The 15,379-nt window shown below is 70.3% G+C and carries 19 protein-coding genes and 1 pseudogene; 9 read left to right on the top strand and 11 right to left on the bottom strand.

Annotated elements, in window-relative coordinates; all coding sequences use genetic code 11:
- The first annotated feature begins 71 nt into the window (after positions 1-71).
- The gene (locus ABZY45_RS06430; protein WP_356736795.1) at positions 72-854 is read left to right on the top strand and encodes a hypothetical protein; all 783 of its coding nucleotides are present in this window, start codon (positions 72-74) and stop codon (positions 852-854) included.
- On the opposite strand, the gene ABZY45_RS06435 is transcribed toward ABZY45_RS06430, so the two are convergent.
- Positions 838-1,773, bottom strand: coding sequence for an EamA family transporter (locus tag ABZY45_RS06435; protein WP_356736797.1), 936 nt, complete (start codon positions 1,771-1,773; stop codon positions 838-840). The genes ABZY45_RS06430 and ABZY45_RS06435 overlap by 17 nt on opposite strands.
- A 162-nt stretch (positions 1,774-1,935) precedes the next feature.
- Between ABZY45_RS06435 and ABZY45_RS06440 the strand changes: the two genes are divergently transcribed.
- Positions 1,936-2,448 (top strand): MarR family transcriptional regulator, encoded by a 513-nt coding sequence (locus ABZY45_RS06440; protein WP_356736799.1) that lies wholly within the window; start codon positions 1,936-1,938, stop codon positions 2,446-2,448.
- Between the two features lie 112 nt (positions 2,449-2,560).
- Here the strand turns inward: ABZY45_RS06440 and ABZY45_RS06445 are convergent, their stop codons facing one another.
- The 7 genes and pseudogenes from ABZY45_RS06445 to ABZY45_RS06475 all read right to left on the bottom strand — a co-directional run bounded on the left by ABZY45_RS06445 (position 2,561) and on the right by ABZY45_RS06475 (position 6,179).
- A complete protein-coding gene (locus ABZY45_RS06445; protein WP_356736801.1) occupies positions 2,561-2,803 on the bottom strand; it encodes a hypothetical protein in 243 nt (80 codons plus the stop codon).
- Positions 2,800-3,048, bottom strand: a complete 249-nt coding sequence (locus ABZY45_RS06450) for a hypothetical protein (protein WP_145804569.1) — start codon at positions 3,046-3,048, stop codon at positions 2,800-2,802. Before ABZY45_RS06450 ends, ABZY45_RS06445 begins: the two co-directional genes overlap by 4 nt.
- 93 nt (positions 3,049-3,141) lie before the next feature.
- On the bottom strand, positions 3,142-3,648 hold the full coding sequence (locus ABZY45_RS06455; RefSeq protein WP_356736804.1) for an NUDIX hydrolase: 507 nt from the start codon (positions 3,646-3,648) through the stop codon (positions 3,142-3,144).
- Positions 3,649-3,767: 119 nt separating this feature from the next.
- On the bottom strand, positions 3,768-4,202 hold the full coding sequence (locus tag ABZY45_RS06460; RefSeq protein ID WP_356736806.1) for a VOC family protein: 435 nt from the start codon (positions 4,200-4,202) through the stop codon (positions 3,768-3,770).
- Positions 4,203-4,303: 101 nt separating this feature from the next.
- Positions 4,304-4,512 (bottom strand): annotated as a pseudogene (locus tag ABZY45_RS06465) (oxidoreductase); the annotation flags it as partial.
- 55 nt (positions 4,513-4,567) lie between these two features.
- Positions 4,568-4,987 (bottom strand): hypothetical protein, encoded by a 420-nt coding sequence (locus tag ABZY45_RS06470; protein WP_356736808.1) that lies wholly within the window; start codon positions 4,985-4,987, stop codon positions 4,568-4,570.
- Positions 4,988-5,417: 430 nt separating this feature from the next.
- On the bottom strand, positions 5,418-6,179 hold the full coding sequence (locus tag ABZY45_RS06475; RefSeq protein ID WP_356736810.1) for a phosphoglyceromutase: 762 nt from the start codon (positions 6,177-6,179) through the stop codon (positions 5,418-5,420).
- Between the two features lie 207 nt (positions 6,180-6,386).
- Here ABZY45_RS06475 and ABZY45_RS06480 point away from each other — a divergent pair, with 207 nt between their 5' ends.
- Positions 6,387-7,712 (top strand): MFS transporter, encoded by a 1,326-nt coding sequence (locus ABZY45_RS06480; protein WP_356736812.1) that lies wholly within the window; start codon positions 6,387-6,389, stop codon positions 7,710-7,712.
- A gap of 115 nt (positions 7,713-7,827) precedes the next feature.
- Here ABZY45_RS06480 and ABZY45_RS06485 read toward each other — a convergent pair whose 3' ends face one another.
- Positions 7,828-7,968 (bottom strand): hypothetical protein, encoded by a 141-nt coding sequence (locus ABZY45_RS06485; RefSeq protein WP_167748631.1) that lies wholly within the window; start codon positions 7,966-7,968, stop codon positions 7,828-7,830.
- A 183-nt stretch (positions 7,969-8,151) separates the two neighbouring features.
- The gene (gene phoU, locus ABZY45_RS06490) at positions 8,152-8,829 is read right to left on the bottom strand and encodes a phosphate signaling complex protein PhoU (protein WP_356736814.1); all 678 of its coding nucleotides are present in this window, start codon (positions 8,827-8,829) and stop codon (positions 8,152-8,154) included.
- Between the two features lie 198 nt (positions 8,830-9,027).
- Between phoU and ABZY45_RS06495 the strand changes: the two genes are divergently transcribed.
- Positions 9,028-10,296: an ATP-binding protein gene (locus ABZY45_RS06495; RefSeq protein WP_356736816.1), complete on the top strand. Its 1,269-nt coding sequence runs from the start codon at positions 9,028-9,030 to the stop codon at positions 10,294-10,296.
- Positions 10,293-10,973, top strand: coding sequence for a response regulator transcription factor (locus ABZY45_RS06500; RefSeq protein ID WP_014047499.1), 681 nt, complete (start codon positions 10,293-10,295; stop codon positions 10,971-10,973). The genes ABZY45_RS06495 and ABZY45_RS06500 overlap by 4 nt, the downstream gene beginning before the upstream one ends.
- 111 nt (positions 10,974-11,084) lie before the next feature.
- On the opposite strand, the gene ABZY45_RS06505 is transcribed toward ABZY45_RS06500, so the two are convergent.
- The gene (locus ABZY45_RS06505; RefSeq protein WP_356736819.1) at positions 11,085-11,741 is read right to left on the bottom strand and encodes a DUF461 domain-containing protein; all 657 of its coding nucleotides are present in this window, start codon (positions 11,739-11,741) and stop codon (positions 11,085-11,087) included.
- A 705-nt stretch (positions 11,742-12,446) separates the two neighbouring features.
- Between ABZY45_RS06505 and ABZY45_RS06510 the strand changes: the two genes are divergently transcribed.
- The 4 genes from ABZY45_RS06510 (at position 12,447) to ABZY45_RS06525 (ending at position 15,349) form a co-directional block, all read left to right on the top strand.
- Positions 12,447-12,929, top strand: coding sequence for a CarD family transcriptional regulator (locus ABZY45_RS06510; RefSeq protein ID WP_006380568.1), 483 nt, complete (start codon positions 12,447-12,449; stop codon positions 12,927-12,929).
- A gap of 387 nt (positions 12,930-13,316) precedes the next feature.
- Positions 13,317-14,081 (top strand): 2-C-methyl-D-erythritol 4-phosphate cytidylyltransferase, encoded by a 765-nt coding sequence (gene ispD / locus ABZY45_RS06515; RefSeq protein ID WP_356736821.1) that lies wholly within the window; start codon positions 13,317-13,319, stop codon positions 14,079-14,081.
- Positions 14,071-14,586 carry a 2-C-methyl-D-erythritol 2,4-cyclodiphosphate synthase gene (gene ispF / locus ABZY45_RS06520; protein WP_356736823.1) on the top strand — a complete coding sequence of 172 codons (516 nt, stop codon included), beginning with the start codon at positions 14,071-14,073 and terminating at the stop codon, positions 14,584-14,586. Before ispD ends, ispF begins: the two co-directional genes overlap by 11 nt.
- Before the next feature lie 157 nt (positions 14,587-14,743).
- A complete protein-coding gene (locus tag ABZY45_RS06525; protein WP_356738685.1) occupies positions 14,744-15,349 on the top strand; it encodes a GNAT family N-acetyltransferase in 606 nt (201 codons plus the stop codon).
- Positions 15,350-15,379 lie beyond the last annotated feature (30 nt).

Raw genomic sequence — 15,379 nt, forward strand, 5'->3', positions numbered from 1 at the left:
TCTTGCGTGCCGGCGCCGAAATCCGCGCCCGGAGCGGGCTGTTGCCCCTTCAGACGGAGAGATGAACAACCATGCGCGCCACTGCCGTACGCCGTACCGCCCTCGCCGCCACCGTGGCGTCCCTGACGCTGCTCGCCACCGCATGCAGCGGTTCGGACTCCGGTGGCAAGGGTGACGGCGGCACCTCGGGAGGCAAGGACGACGCCGCATCCAAGCCCGCGGCGGTCAAGGCGCTGACCTCGGCCGAGCTGGAGAAGGTGTCGCTGGAGCAGGGCGACCTCGCGGGCCACAAGATCACGAAGACCGGCCCGGAGGACATCGGCAAGGCCACGGACCTCACCGTGGACAAGAAGGAGTGCGAGCCCATGGGGTACGCCTTCTACGGTGTGAAGCGCGGCGAGCCGGTCGGCAACGCAGGGCGCAAGGTCGTCCAGGAGCCCAAGAAGGACGAGGCAGCGGACCCCGAGGACGCGCTCGCCGGCATGCTCGACGTCACGTCCTCGCTGGTCACGCTCGCCTCGTACGAGGGGGAGGGTGCGGCCGACAGCCTTGCCGAGCTGCGCGAGTCGGCTGCCGCGTGCGCCGAGGGCGGGTTCACCCTCACGATGAAGGGCTCGAAGCAGAAGGTCACCAAGCTGACCGAGGAGAAGGTGACCGGCGGCGAGGAGGCCCTCGCGTGGACGGTGCTGATGGGCGAGGAGGGCGAGCAGGTCCCCTTCAAGCTCGTGAGCCTCCGTCAGGGCGGCACGGTCGCCACCTTCTTCTCCTTCAACCTCGGTGTGTCCGGCGGCACGTCCCCGGACTTCGAGATGCCGACCGAGCTCGTCGCGGCGCAGGTCAAGAAGCTCGGCTGATCATCCGCACACGGCGAGGGGCCGGGGGCGGGCCGGACGGGCCTGCGCCCGGCCCCTCGCTCGTCGCCCGGGGCCGGACGAGCACGACGGCGCAGACCACCAGGAGCGAGCCCGCGAGCTGCGCCGGGGACAGGGTCTCGCCCAGTACGAGATAGCCGAGGGCCGTCGCGGCGAGCGGCGAGGCGAAGCCGAGCACGGAGACGACCAGGGCGGGCAGTCGCTCCACGCCGCGGAACCACATCGTGTAGGCGAACAGCGCCCCGACGATCCCGAGATAGGCGAAACCGGCGGCGTTCCGTCCGTCCACGGCTCCGGGAAGCCCTTCGGCGATCAGGGTGGCCGGCAGCAGGAAGAGGCCTCCGAAGGTCAGTTGCCACCCGGTGAACGTCAGCAGTCCCACGCCGGGCGGACGCCCCCAGCGCTTGGTGAGCACGATCCCGCTCGCCATGCTCACGGCGCCCAGAAGCCCCGCGCCGACTCCCACGGCGTCGAGGGACGCGTGGGAGGTCAGCGCCAGCAGGCCGACACCGAGGATGCCCAGTGCGCAGGCGACGGCGTGCGCTGTCGTGATCCGTGTCTTCAGCAGCAGCGAGGACAGGGCGAGGACGATCGTCGGCTGGACCGCCATCACCAGCGCTGCCACCCCGCCGGGCAGATGGTAGGCGGCGAGGAAGAGCAGGTAGAAGAACGCGCCGATGTTGAGCAGCCCGAGGGCGGCGGCACGCCACCACCAGCTGCCCCGGGGCAGTTTCCGGCCCCACGCGAGCAGGATCAGGCCCGCCGGCAGGGCGCGGACCGTGGCGGCCAGCAAGGGCCGGTCCGGGGGCAGCAGTTCCGTGGTGACCAAATAGGTGGAGCCCCAGATCAGCGGAGCGAGCACGGTGAGGGCGGCGTCGGAGGCGACCCGGTGGTCACTCACCTGGCACCGCCGACGGAGCGGGGGTGGAAGCCGCAGCGCGTACATATCGCCTGCGGCGCGGTCGAGGAAGCAGCAGCCTGCGTCATGGGCAAGAACGTACAGCGTTTGCTTAGCGCTAAGCAAGTAGGTATCTCAACGCTAAGTCATAGGTAGACTGAAGCAATGAGTGACCATGTGGACCGCGTGCTGGCCCAGTGGGCGGAGCAGTACCCCGAGCTGGACGCCTCCTCGATGGGGGTGTTCGGGCGCATCAAGCGGCTGGCACAGATCGTCGAGGCGGAGCAGCGTGCCGTCTTCGGCGCACACGGCCTCGACGCGGCGGCCTTCGACGTCCTGGCCACCCTGCGCCGCAGCCCGGCCCCCCACCGCCTGACCCCCGCGGATCTGATGCGGTCCGCCATGGTCACGTCCGGCGCGATCACCCAGCGGCTCGACCGTCTGGAGGCCCGCGGCCTCGTCGTCCGTATCCGCAGACAGGAGGACGCCCGGAGCGTGCACGTCGCCCTCACCGACGCGGGGCGCGAGCTGATCGACAGGGTCCTGGTCGATCATGTGGACAACCAGGAGCGGATGCTTTCCGGGCTGACGGGCGAGGAGCGCGGGCGTATCGCGGGCGAGCTGCGCGGTCTGCTGGAGTCCCTGGGCGACACGGGGCGTACGGCGACGCGCGGTTGAGAGCCGGACGCACGGTGCGGCGTGGTGGACGGGTTCGTACGGTGATGCGCTGGGTGTGGGGCGGCCGTACGGTCAGGCCCGGGCGGCGGTCAGGCGCGTTCGAGGGCCGGGCTCACGGCAGGGGTACGAGCCTGACGACGGTGACCGTCAGCACGGTCCTGGAGACGTAGTAGAGGACGATGGCCCCGGCCACGGTCGCCTCACGCCGGTCGCGTTCGAGCTTGACGGCGGTGGAGGCGTGTCCGTAGGGGTCCAGGCCGAGGGTGCGCGCCATCTCGGCCCGGAACGAGTCGCCGTCGCGCATCTTGGCCAGGGTGTCATCGGCGGGCGGTGCGTAGGAGATGCGGAAACTCAAGCGACGTTCCGCCTCTCGGCCTCGTCCTGCGCCAGCCGGTCCAGAATCTGTTCGGCCTCGGGATCGGGTACGGATTCGAGCATCCAGTGCCGCATGACGGCCTGGATCTCGTGGACGCCGGCCTCGTTGATCGCGTGGTCGAACTCCTCGCGTCTCTCCTCGGGAAGCGCGGCGCGGATCGCCGGAATGCTGTTGGGCACCTCGACTTCGGCGCCGCCGACGAAGGTCTTCAGAGACTCGCCCATGATCGCTCTCCCCGATCCCCTTGCTCTCCGCGCCCTGCCCGCCCCTCACGGCGGGGGTGCGTCCCTGGGTGACGGACTGTTGTGCAGGTCACGTTAGCGGGTGCCCCGGGCCCCGGTGGCATGCGCACGGCTCAACCGGGCGAGGTGGACGTCCAGCTGCGCGACGTGCCCATCCGGTGGAGTACGCAGATCCCACCAACAGACGGCGGAGATCTCCTCGTTGGGCTCAAAGGCGGTGACACGCAGCGTGTGGCCCGTGAACATTGCGCCGTACTCGCGCTTCCGGCCGGGCATCAGCAGGAACTCCGCGTGCCCGACGAACTCCAGGGCGCCGTCCGGCTCGTGCCCGCTCTCCTCCAGCAGCTCGCGTACAGCGGCCTGCCGCGGGCTCTCGCCGTGTTCGATCCTGCCCCCGGGAAGCTCCCACGTGTCCCGGTGACGGTCGTGGACCAGGAGGACTCTGCCCCGGCACCAGAGGGCGGTCAGGGACAGGGGCACGAGCGCATCCTGCGGGGGCGTGTCCTCGCCACCCCGTACGAACGAGACCAGGCGATTGCCCCGGCTGTCGACGGCGAGCGGCTCCGCAGCGTTTCCCGGCATGCCAGGGTTCTTCCCCGGTCCGCGGCAACCGGAACGCTGCCGCGAGGCGCCGTGCCCACGGGGGCGCAGGTCCCGTGAGGCGCCGTGCCCACCGGTGCGCGGGACGAACGGGACGGCACCTAACTGACGGCCTGGCCGATGCCCAGCATGTTCCCCTCGCTGTCCCGGAACCAGGCGCCGCGTTCACCGCTTGCACCCTTGCTCGGGTAGTTGCCCTCGATCTCGGCGATGCCACCTTCGGTGCGGAGCCCTGGCAGATCGACCTCCTCGAACTCGACACCGCGCCGCCCGAGTTCCGCCACGACGGCTCCGATGTCGTCCACCTGCCAGCCCATCTGGGTGAAGGTGCCGGGCGAGGCGCCCGCCGACCGGAACAGGGCGAACTCCGAGCCCCCGCACCGGTACAACAGCCCACCGGGCCGCTCGTCGACGGGCTCCAGTCCGAGCTTCTCGGCATAGAAGCGCCGCGCCCGCTCCAGGTCCTGCGCGGGCAGCCGGGTCGCCACGCCGAGCGCCCGGGCGCCCAGAAGATCTGCGTCGTGTTGTGCGTCCATCCCTCCACTGTGACGCGAACGCCGTCCGACCGCAGGCGGGAGGCGCGGGCTTCGCGGGACGGCGGTCCGCCACGGGAGTTCCGGGCCCTGCCGGGCAGCTGCTACTTCGCCGTCGCGAAGGCGTCGACGCCTGTGAGCTCGGCGGCCAGGCCCACAGGCGCGCGGCCTGCTCGGGGTCGGTCGCGTGCGCGTGCACGCCGCCTTCCGAGCCCTCCTCGGCCGGCTCGGCGATGTCGCAGTCCTCGCAGTACACCCCGCCCATGCCCGCCAGCCGCGGGGAGGTCGCCGCCCACACCTGCGTTGCCGCGCCCGGAAATCCAGCCGTCAACTGTCCAGTCCCAGCGGAGTCTGACCAGCATTGGACGCTAGTCCGCGGTACAGCCCCAGTAGGCGACCTCGGCTGGTTCGCCATCCCGATACAGCACTGTGCACCGGCCTGTTCCACGGCCGATCGGGTCGAGCAGTCGACGTGTCGCGGCATCCCACTGGTCACGCGTGGGTCGACCGTCGGGAGCCCAGCTGCGGATCTCGTCCTCGGTCAAGGGGCGCATCATGGCGAACTCGTCACCTGCATCGGCGTCGATCAGCTCGTAGAAGTCGAGCACCGTGCAGGTGCCTCCGGTCAGGATGTACTCCTGCCAGCCCTCGTCCTCCCACAGCTCGACGATGCCCCGCCCCGGAAAACCGTGATCATCCTTCGCCAACTCCTGGCCCTGAGCCTGCCGGAACGCAGCCGCCAGATCCTCCTGGTAGGGCCCGGTCGCCGTCCACTCGTTGCCACCCACAGCACAACCCTCCCTGGTCGCCGACCCTCGGCTTTGCCGCAGGCTAACCTCCACCCCTGACAGGACCGGCCGCTCGACGCCCGCGCCTGATCAGGATTGACCGGTCATCTTCGGTGAAAATCGTCAAACTCCACGGAGACGGGGCACCCAACGCCGTCCCTGGGGCCGTCAAAGCACAACCGCCGACCGCCGTTCCCGGGCAAGGGAGGCCACCGGCCCGCCCACGCAGCCGTGGCCTCTTCCCTGAACACCGATGCCGCGCCCGGGACGAGATCTGAGAGCCCGGGTGCCTACCGTGCTGCCACGGCGAGCGTTCGGCAGGGCCCTGAGGCCGGACGACTCTCCGTGCTGAGGGCCCAGCGGGGGCCCGGAGAAGGAAAATGCCCCCGATCTGCGCCGTGAGCGCAGGTCAGGGGCATGATCATTATTCTTACTTCTTCTTGCCCTGGTTCTTCACGGCCTCGATCGCGGCCTTCGCGGCGTCCGGGTCGAGGTACGTGCCGCCCGGGTTCAGGGGGCGGAAGTCGGCGTCCAGCTCGTAGGAGAGCGGGATGCCGGTCGGGATGTTGAGGCCCGAGATGGCGTCGTCGGAGATGCCGTCCAGGTGCTTCACCAGGCCGCGCAGGCTGTTGCCGTGGGCGGCGACCAGGACGGTCTTGCCGTCGAGGAGGTCCGGGACGATGCCGTCGTACCAGTAGGGAAGCATGCGGATGACGACGTCCTTGAGGCACTCCGTGCGCGGGCGCAGCTCCGTCGGGATCGTCGCGTAGCGCGGGTCGGCGCTCTGCGAGAACTCGGTGCCGTCCTCGAGGGCGGGCGGCGGGGTGTCGTACGAGCGGCGCCAGAGCATGAACTGCTCCTCGCCGAACTCGGCGAGCGTCTGGGCCTTGTCCTTGCCCTGGAGGGCGCCGTAGTGGCGCTCGTTCAGGCGCCAGGAGCGGTGCACGGGGATCCAGTGGCGGTCCGCGGCCTCCAGCCCGAGCTGGGCGGTGCGGATCGCGCGCTTCTGGAGGGAGGTGTGCACGACGTCGGGGAGCAGGCCGGCGTCCTTGAGCAGCTCACCGCCGCGGACCGCCTCCTTCTCGCCCTTGTCGGTGAGGTCTACGTCCACCCATCCGGTGAACAGGTTCTTCGCGTTCCATTCGCTCTCGCCGTGGCGGAGGAGGATCAGCTTGTACGGTGCGTCGGCCATGGGTCCGAGCGTAATCGAACCCGCGCGAGCTCCGCGCGCTCGGTCACAGGGCGGACACGGGGCGGGACGGTGAAGCCACGATTGACGGTCGGCGTCAATCCAGTGGCGGCCGGGGAACCCGCTTTCGTAATGTTCGGACAGCTGTTGGGCCGCTTACAGAGTCCGCCCGCACCCATCCGTACACGCACGTCCCCGGGGGGAAGCCCTATGTCTGTCGCCGGTCTCAGAAAGGCGGCACACGAGACGGTCGCCGGCCTCCCCAGGGAGTTCTGGTGGCTGTGGACCAGCACTCTGGTCAACCGCCTCGGGGCGTTCGTCGCCACCTTCATGGCCCTCTACCTGACCCTGGACCGGGGCTACTCCGCCTCGTACGCCGGTCTCGTCGCCTCGCTGCACGGGCTCGGCGGGGTCGTCTCGTCGCTCGGTGCCGGGGTGATGACCGACCGGCTGGGGCGTCGGCCCACCATGCTGATCGCGCAGCTCTCGACCGCCGTGTCGGTGGCCGTGCTCGGCTTCATGGTGCACCCGGTCGCGATCGCGGGCGTCGCCTTCGTCGTGGGAATGGCGAGCAACGCCTCGCGGCCGGCCGTGCAGGCGATGATGGCCGACATCGTGCGGCCCGAGGACCGGGTGCGGGCCTTCTCGCTCAACTACTGGGCGGTGAACCTCGGGTTCGCGGTCTCCTCGGCCGGAGCCGGCTTCATCGCGGAGTACAGCTACATGGCCGGCTTCCTGGGAGAGGCCCTCCTGACGCTGCTGTGCGCCGTCGTCGTCTTCCTCAAGGTGCCGGAATCCCGGCCGGAGGAGGAGCCCCGGAAGGCCGGGGAGGCCGCGCCGGACGATGTGCGGCTGAGCACCGTCCTGCGTGACGGGCGCTACATGGGAGTCGTCGGCCTGTCCTTCCTGGTGGCGCTGATCTTCCAGCAGGGATACGTGGGTCTGCCGGTGGCCATGGGTACGGACGGGCTGTCCAGTTCCGACTTCGGCACGGCCATCGCCGTCAACGGCGTGCTGATCGTGGCGCTGCAGATCCCGGTCACCCGCTTCATCCAGCACCGCGATCCGCGACGGCTGCTGATCATCTCGTCCGCCCTCGCGGGCTACGGCTTCGGGCTGACCGCCTTCGCGGGATCGGTGGGGGTGTACGCGCTGACGGTGTGCGTCTGGACCCTCGCCGAGATCGTCAACGCGCCGACGCAGACGGGGCTCGTCGTACAGCTGGCCCCGGCGCACGGCAGGGGCCGTTACCAGGGCATGTACACGATGTCCTGGTCGGTCGCGGCGCTCATCGCGCCCCTGATGTCGGGCTTCGTGATCGACCACTACGGTGCGGCCTGGCTCTGGGGGACCTGCGCGGTGCTCGGCACGGTGACCGCGGCGGGTTACTGGCTGCTGATGCGGAACCTGGAACTGCCCGAGCCGGTGGTCGCGGCGTCGACGGCGTCCGAGGACCGCACGGCGTCCGAGGATCAGGCGGCGCCCGAGGATCAGGCGGCGCCCGAGGACCGCACGGCGCCCGAGCCCGCGGTCTGAGGGCCCGAGCCCGCGGTCCCAGATGTCGCGCCCGCGGTCCGAGCAGCGCGCCGCGGCGGGGCCCCGCGACGGACACGCGTCCGTGACGGGGCCCCGCCGCAGGATTCGGCCGGGCTCAGCCGCCGCACTGGCACGGCGCGCCGGACTGGCAGCCGCACCCGCAGCCCGAGCCGCAACCGCAGGCTCCCAGCACGGGCAGGTGCACCACTTCGGTCGGGGTCTCCTGCTGGGGTTCGGTCACGGGGGAATCGGCCATGGTCCCTCCTCAGGGCGTACGACTCGACGGCGTACGGCACATGCGTGGGCCACACATGCCGACGACGGGGGCCGCAGGCATGCCGCGCCGCCCCCGCACCCATTGCATGCCCAGCCCTGAGGGCGCTTCAACGGCGCACGAGGGTGGGGACAGAGGTACGACCACCCTGGCGCTCGCGCCCCCCTACGCCCCCTCCACCGGCGTGGCCGCCTGGATCTCGTCCGCGTGTTCGCCGGTGACCAGGTAGACGACGCGCTTCGCGACCGAGACCGCGTGGTCGGCGAAGCGCTCGTAGTAGCGGCCCAGCAGCGTCACGTCCACGGCGGTCTCGATGCCGTGCTTCCAGCGGTCGTCCATCAGGTGCTGGAACAGCGTGCGGTGCAGCAGGTCCATCTCGTCGTCGTCCTGCTCCAGCTGGAGCGCCAGATCGACGTCCTTCGTGATGATGACCTCGGCGGCCTTGGCCATCAGCCGCTGCGCGAGCTGACCCATCTCCAGGATGGTGGCGTGCAGGTCGTGCGGCACCGCGGACGCGGGGAAGCGCAGCCGTGCCAGCTTGGCGACGTGCTGGGCGAGGTCGCCCGAGCGCTCCAGGTCGGCGCTCATGCGCAGCGAGGTGACCACGATCCGCAGATCGGTGGCGACGGGCTGCTGGCGGGCGAGGAGCGCGATGGCGCGTGCCTCCAGGTCGTGCTGGAGGTCGTCGACCTTCTGGTCCGCGGCGATCACGCTCTCCGCGAGCTTGAGATCGGCGTCCAGCATGGAGGTCGTGGCCCGTCCGATCGCCGAGCCGACGAGCCGGGCCATCTCGACCAGGCCTTCGCCGATCGAATCGAGTTCCTCGTGGTAAGCGTCGCGCATGGAAGTCCCTCTCCAGATCCTTGCTGAGGCCGGGGTCTAGGGCCGACCCCCACGGTGCCACGGTGCGGGGCCTACGCGTCGGGATCCGACCACCCAAGTGAACCGGCACTATCCCCTTGGTGAACTCTGGGCGACGAGTGTTCGAGAAGGCACCCGGATGGCTGGGAGAGTGTCGGCGAGCCCGCATAACCTTGAAGCATGGACGTGAACGCGGCGGTCGCCGCAGCTGCCGCGATCGCCGGGCTCTGCACCGGTGTGATCGCCATGCTGGCGTTCCGATGGAGCGAACGCGAGCAGAAGCGCCCCACGCGTACGTCCCTGCGGCCCGACGGCAACGCCGCCCTGCCCCCGGGGGTGGACACGGTCCTGTCCGTGCTCAGCTCCTCGGCCGTCGTGCTCGACGAGAGCGACAGCGTGGTCAAGGCCAGCTCGGCCGCCTACGCGCTCGGCCTGGTCAGGGGCGGACGCCTCGCGGTCGAGCCGATGCTCCACATGGCCAGGGACACCCGGCGTGACGGTGAGATACGACAGGTGGAACTGGACCTCCCGCGCCGCGGCACGGGCCGGGGCGAGGCGCTCGCCGTCTCGGCGAGGGTCGCCCCGCTGGGCTCACGCCTGGTTCTGCTGCTGGTCGAGGACCTCACCGAGGCCCGGCGCATAGAGGCGGTACGGCGCGACTTCGTCGCCAACGTCAGCCATGAGCTCAAGACCCCGGTCGGCGCGCTCTCCCTGCTCTCCGAAGCGGTCATGGACGCGTCCGACGACCCGGAGGCGGTGCAGCGGTTCGCCGGCCGTATGGAGATCGAGGCGACCCGGCTGACCAACCTCGTCCAGGAGCTGATCGACCTCTCCCGGGTGCAGAACGACGACCCGCTGGAGGACGCCGAACCCGTACGGGTGGAACAGCTGGTCGCCGAGGCCGTCGACCGGTGCCGCCAGCAGGCCGGTTCCAAGCAGATCACCATGGCATCGGGCGGCGCGGCGGACCTCACGGTCTGGGGGAACCGCAGTCAGCTGGCCGCTGCCCTCGGCAATCTCGTGGAGAATGCCGTCAACTACAGCCCCGCACGCACGCGCGTCGGAATCGCGGCGCGGAAACTGTCCGCGCCCGGCGGGGATCTGATCGAGATAGCCGTGACCGACCAGGGCATCGGCATCTCCGAGAAGGACCGCGAGCGCGTGTTCGAGCGGTTCTACCGAGTCGACCCGGCCCGCTCACGGGCCACCGGTGGCACCGGTCTCGGCCTCGCCATCGTCAAGCATGTGGCCGCCTCGCACGGCGGGGAGGTCACCGTATGGAGCTCGGAAGGCCAGGGCTCCACCTTCACCCTGCGACTGCCCGAGTCGGGCGTCGTACGGGGACGTACCACCGGCGGAGCGCTCGTCGTCAACGGTGCAGTTGACGACGAGGGACCGTACGAGACCGATTCTTACGAACCATTTCCTGCCCCGGAGGCTCTTCCGTGACCCGAGTGCTTGTCGTCGAGGATGAGGAATCCTTCAGCGACGCCCTTTCCTACATGCTGCGCAAGGAAGGCTTCGAGGTGGCCATCGCGGCCACCGGCCCGGACGGCCTCGACGAGTTCGAGCGCAACGGCGCCGACCTCGTCCTGCTCGACCTGATGCTTCCCGGCCTGCCGGGTACGGAGGTCTGCCGGCAGCTGCGTGTCCGGTCCAACGTCCCGGTGATCATGGTCACCGCGAAGGACAGCGAGATCGACAAGGTCGTCGGCCTGGAGATAGGAGCCGATGACTACGTCACCAAGCCCTTCTCCTCGCGGGAACTGGTCGCCCGCATCCGCGCGGTCCTGCGCCGCCGCGGCGAGCCGGAGGAGGTCACTCCGGCAGCGCTGGAGGCCGGACCGGTCCGGATGGACGTGGACCGCCACGTCGTCACGGTCTCCGGCGGCAAGGTCGACCTCCCGCTGAAGGAGTTCGACCTGCTGGAGATGCTCCTGCGCAACGCGGGGCGCGTGCTGACGCGTATGCAGCTGATCGACCGGGTCTGGGGCGCGGACTACGTGGGTGACACCAAGACCCTGGACGTCCACGTCAAGCGGCTCCGCGCCAAGATCGAGCCCGACCCCGGCGCGCCTAGGTACCTGGTGACGGTGCGTGGCCTGGGCTACAAGTTCGAGCCGTAAACCGGCCCGGTGCCGGAGAGCGGCGAGACAGCGGAACTGAGCGCGCTGGGCGGCGGGTGCGCGGGCTGAGTTGGGGGGTGTCTCCGCCGGAGACACCCCCCAACCGCGTGATCAGTGGGTGTCGGCGGCGGCGCTGTCGCCCTCCGGCGAGGCCGAGCCGGTCTCCGAGGGACTCTCGGAGGTCCCGTCGGTCGGCTCACCCGTGGCGCCGGACTCGGACTCCGAGGGAGTGGGCGTGGGCTTCGGGGTGGGCAGCGTGCCCGGGCCGAAGTCCTCGAAGAAGCTGGTCGCCGGCACGACGGCGGCACCGAGCTCGACGTCCCCGGTCTCGCTGAACGTGAAGACGACGGTCTGCACACTGCCGTCGGCCCCGACCTGGCGGCCGTTCTCGATGACGGCGGAGGCGTTGTTCGCGCCGCCGAGGATGACCCGTCCGCCGGCCGGGACCACGAGCGGCCCCTTGCCCTTGGCGGCGTTCAGCTTCACCGTGGCGTTGCTGCCGGGCAGCGTGATCTTCTCCAGGACCTCACGCTTCGCGCTGTCGTTGAACAGCGTGCCGGCGATGACGGCCGGGCCCTCGGCTTCGTGCCCGGGCTGCGTGATGACGTTCAGGTTCTGGATCTTGAGGGAGCCGACGGCGGTGGCCGCGTTGTCCGGCCTGACCTGAAGCGTCTGCGCGTTGTTGCCGGCGGCGCAGGCCGACAGCGTGGCGATCGAGAACACGAGGGCAGTGGCGGCGAGGGCGCCGTGTCGAAGGCTGCGGCTCACGGCGGCGGCAACTCCTTGAACGATCGGACTGCGGACTTCGGACTCTGCGGACAGGAAGGCCCGAGCGGCCGTAAAGCCGCCCTAAGTGTGTGTCAGCGGGCTCAGGTTACCGAGCCGCCCTCCCGGGTCCGCACCCGACCCGCCCCTGTGGGCGGCCGAGCTGTGGACCGAAAGCTCCCGCCACGCCCGGGCGGGCCGCCGGCCGCGCTCCGTCCGTCTCCCGTACGGGGACGCGACGCTTCTCGTAGGCGCGCCGTACCCCTCCTGGCCATGCTGTTTCGCACGCCGTTCACAAAACGCGGGTGACCGGCATCTTGATCGGCGGGTGATCGATTTACCGGCCGTGGCGCATTTCCCGCGCATAATCCACCCGGGGTCCGGGCGGTGATCAATTTCAATGGCCACGGACGCTAAGGTCCGTACGGGTGATCGATGTCCGAACGGGGTACGGAAAGTTCACCATCCGGAATCCGACAAAACGGGACGTTCGGCCCCTTCTGGAGGCCTTCCGGCGTGTGTGACGCAGGTGTTTCCGCTCGGCCGTACGCCCGCTCCGACCTGCGAATATCGCCTTCGGGAAGCCTCGCGCAGCACGTTCGTGGCGCAGTTGTCAAGCCCCGAGATATGCCCTGACCTGCGAAAACGCCATTCAGGAGAAGCCGTTCTCGTGTTACTCTGGATAGCCACGGAAGGGGTACCTGTCACATGACGTTCAAGGTTGGCGACACCGTGGTCTATCCCCATCACGGGGCCGCGCTGATCGAGGCTATCGAAACTCGCCAGATCAAAGGCGTGGACAAGACCTACTTGGTGCTCAAGGTCGCCCAGGGCGACTTGACGGTTCGTGTACCGGCGGACAATGCGGAGTTCGTCGGCGTGCGCGATGTCGTCGGGCAGGAAGGGCTGGACCGGGTCTTCGAGGTGCTGCGCGCGCCGTACGCCGAAGAGCCGACGAACTGGTCCCGACGTTACAAGGCAAATCTCGAGAAGCTCGCCTCGGGCGACGTCATCAAGGTCGCGGAAGTCGTGCGTGACCTGTGGCGCCGTGAGCGCGAGCGCGGACTCTCCGCAGGTGAGAAGCGCATGCTTGCCAAGGCCCGCCAGATCCTGGTGAGCGAGCTCGCTCTCGCGGAGAACACGAACGAGGACAAGGCCGAGGCCCTGCTCGACGAGGTTCTCGCGTCCTGACCCGGACGACGCCGGCGACCGGTGCCACCGGCTGACGAATCCGGTCGTAACACATTGTGCCGCGGTGCCCGCTGACCAGCCGTTTCTACGGTAAGTCGTCGGGCGCCGCGGCATGTTCGGAGCCGGTCCGGGACATGTTTCGGACCCGGGTCCGGACGCCGGATTCGAAGGAATCCACCGGGATGCGCGGGTCGCCTTCGGCGCCGTCCCCCTCAGCAAGCCCCACCGAGCCCTGCGCGGCTCGGCCGACCGGGGGTCACGGAAGGGTTCCCGGTCAGGTCAAGGCGTCGCGCCAGGCCCTCCCCCCAACCTACGGTCGGGGGCACGCCCAGGCCATACCCATGTCGGCCGTGGAAACAAACCTGCCGAAGCTTCGGAGTGCAACCGATGTCATCGATGTCACCGACGCCTGCTGAACCGAGCCGCTCCCGCACCGCCGCGGTGATCCCGGCGGCCGGCCGCGGCGTCCGGCTCGGCCCCGGTACCCCCAAGGCGCTCCGCGCGCTCGGCGGTACCCCCATGCTGATCCACGCCGTACGGGCGATGGCCGCGTCCCGCGCCGTGAGTCTCGTCGTCGTGGTCGCTCCGCCGGACGGCGCGCAGGAGGTCAAGAACCTCATCGACGGGCACGCCCTGCCCGAGCGCACCGACTACGTCGTCGTCCCCGGTGGCGCGACCCGCCAGGAGTCCGTGAAGCTCGGCCTCGACGTCCTGCCCGACGACGTCTCCGTCGTGCTCGTCCACGACGCCGCCCGGCCCCTCGTGCCGGTCGACACCGTGGACGCCGTCATCGAGGCCGTGCGGGACGGGGCTCCGGCCGTCGTCCCCGCGCTTCCGCTCGCCGACACCGTCAAGGAGGTCGAGCCGGGGGAGCCGGGCCGTCCGGAACCGGTGCTCTCGACTCCCGTACGGGCGAGGCTCCGGGCCGTGCAGACTCCTCAGGGTTTCGCCCGGGACGCGCTGGTCCTGGCGCACGAGAGCGTGGCCGTGGACGGCGAGGGCGCGACCGACGACGCGGGCATGGTCGAGCGGACGGGTTCGCCCGTCGTCGTCGTGCCCGGCCACGAGGAGGCGTTCAAGGTGACCCGGCCGCTCGACCTGGTGCTGGCCGAGGCCGTTCTCGCACGCCGGAGGGCGAACGATGGATTCTGAGACCGTGCGGCGGCAGCCCGCCCCCGTGATCCCGCGTGTCGGCATCGGGACCGACATCCACGCCTTCGAGGAAGGCCGCGAGCTCTGGTGTGCCGGGCTGCTGTGGGAGGGCGAGGGCCCCGGACTGGCTGGGCACTCCGACGCCGACGTCGTGGCGCACGCCGCCTGCAACGCCCTGTTCTCGGCCGCCGGACTCGGTGACCTGGGACAGCACTTCGGCACCGGCCGGCCCGAGTGGTCAGGTGCGTCGGGCGTCACCCTGCTCACCGAGGCCGCGCGGATCGTGCGTGCCGAGGGCTTCGAGATCGGCAACGTGGCCGTGCAGGTCGTCGGACTCCGCCCCAAGATCGGCAAGCGGCGCGAAGAGGCCCAGAAGGTGCTGTCCGAGGCGGTGGGAGCCCCGGTCTCGCTCTCCGCGGCGACGTCGGACGGCCTCGGGTTCACGGGCCGGGGCGAGGGCATCGCGGGCATCGCAACCGCCCTGGTCCACCGCACCGAGGGCTGACGCGGGGGCCCTTGCGCGGTGTGCCCGGGCCGCCTCTCCGGCCCGGACACACGGATGACTCCCCGGTGCGCACCCCGCCGCCTTATTGCACATCACTTGCACGTACGCTGATGCGGCAAGTGATGTGCCGTACGGGCCGGGAGCGAGGGTGGCGTCAGTGTTGAGTGCGATCGCCGGTGCGAGGACCGAACCGAACGCGTCGGCGGACGGATACGTCCTGCGGACCGCCACCGCGCAGGACATCGGCGGCGCAAGGGCCGTGATGCTCGACACCGTGTACCACGACCTGCGGTCGGGCTACGTGCCGCGCTGGCACGCCGACATCATCGACCTCGAGGGCGCCTACCTGCTGCCCCGGCGCTGCACGCTCCTCGTCGCGCTGCACGGCGACGAGGTCGTCGCGACAGGTGCGGTGCGGGACCGCGGTCCGCAGGCGCCGCCCAACCCCCAGTGGGTCGCGGACCGCTTCCCCTCCGGTACGACGGCCCAGCTGTGCCGGATCTACGTACGTCCCGAGCACCGCAGGCACGGCCTGGCCCGCACGCTGGTGCGGGAGCTCGGCGACTTCGCCGCGCGGGTGGGCGGCTACACCTCGCTCTACCTGCACACCGACCCGGCGGTGCCGGGCGCCGAGCCGTTCTGGCGGTCCCTGGCCCACGAGGTCTGTGACGAACGCCGGTTGCCGGGAGGCGGACAGGGCATCGTCCACTTCGAGCTGCCGATGCCCGATGCCGGCGATGGTCACGCCACCTCGAACATCTGATGATAATCGTTTCCATATAGGGTCTCCGTC

It is taken from the genome of Streptomyces sp. NPDC006516, from assembly GCF_040611875.1.
Classification (GTDB): Bacteria; Actinomycetota; Actinomycetes; order Streptomycetales; family Streptomycetaceae; genus Streptomyces.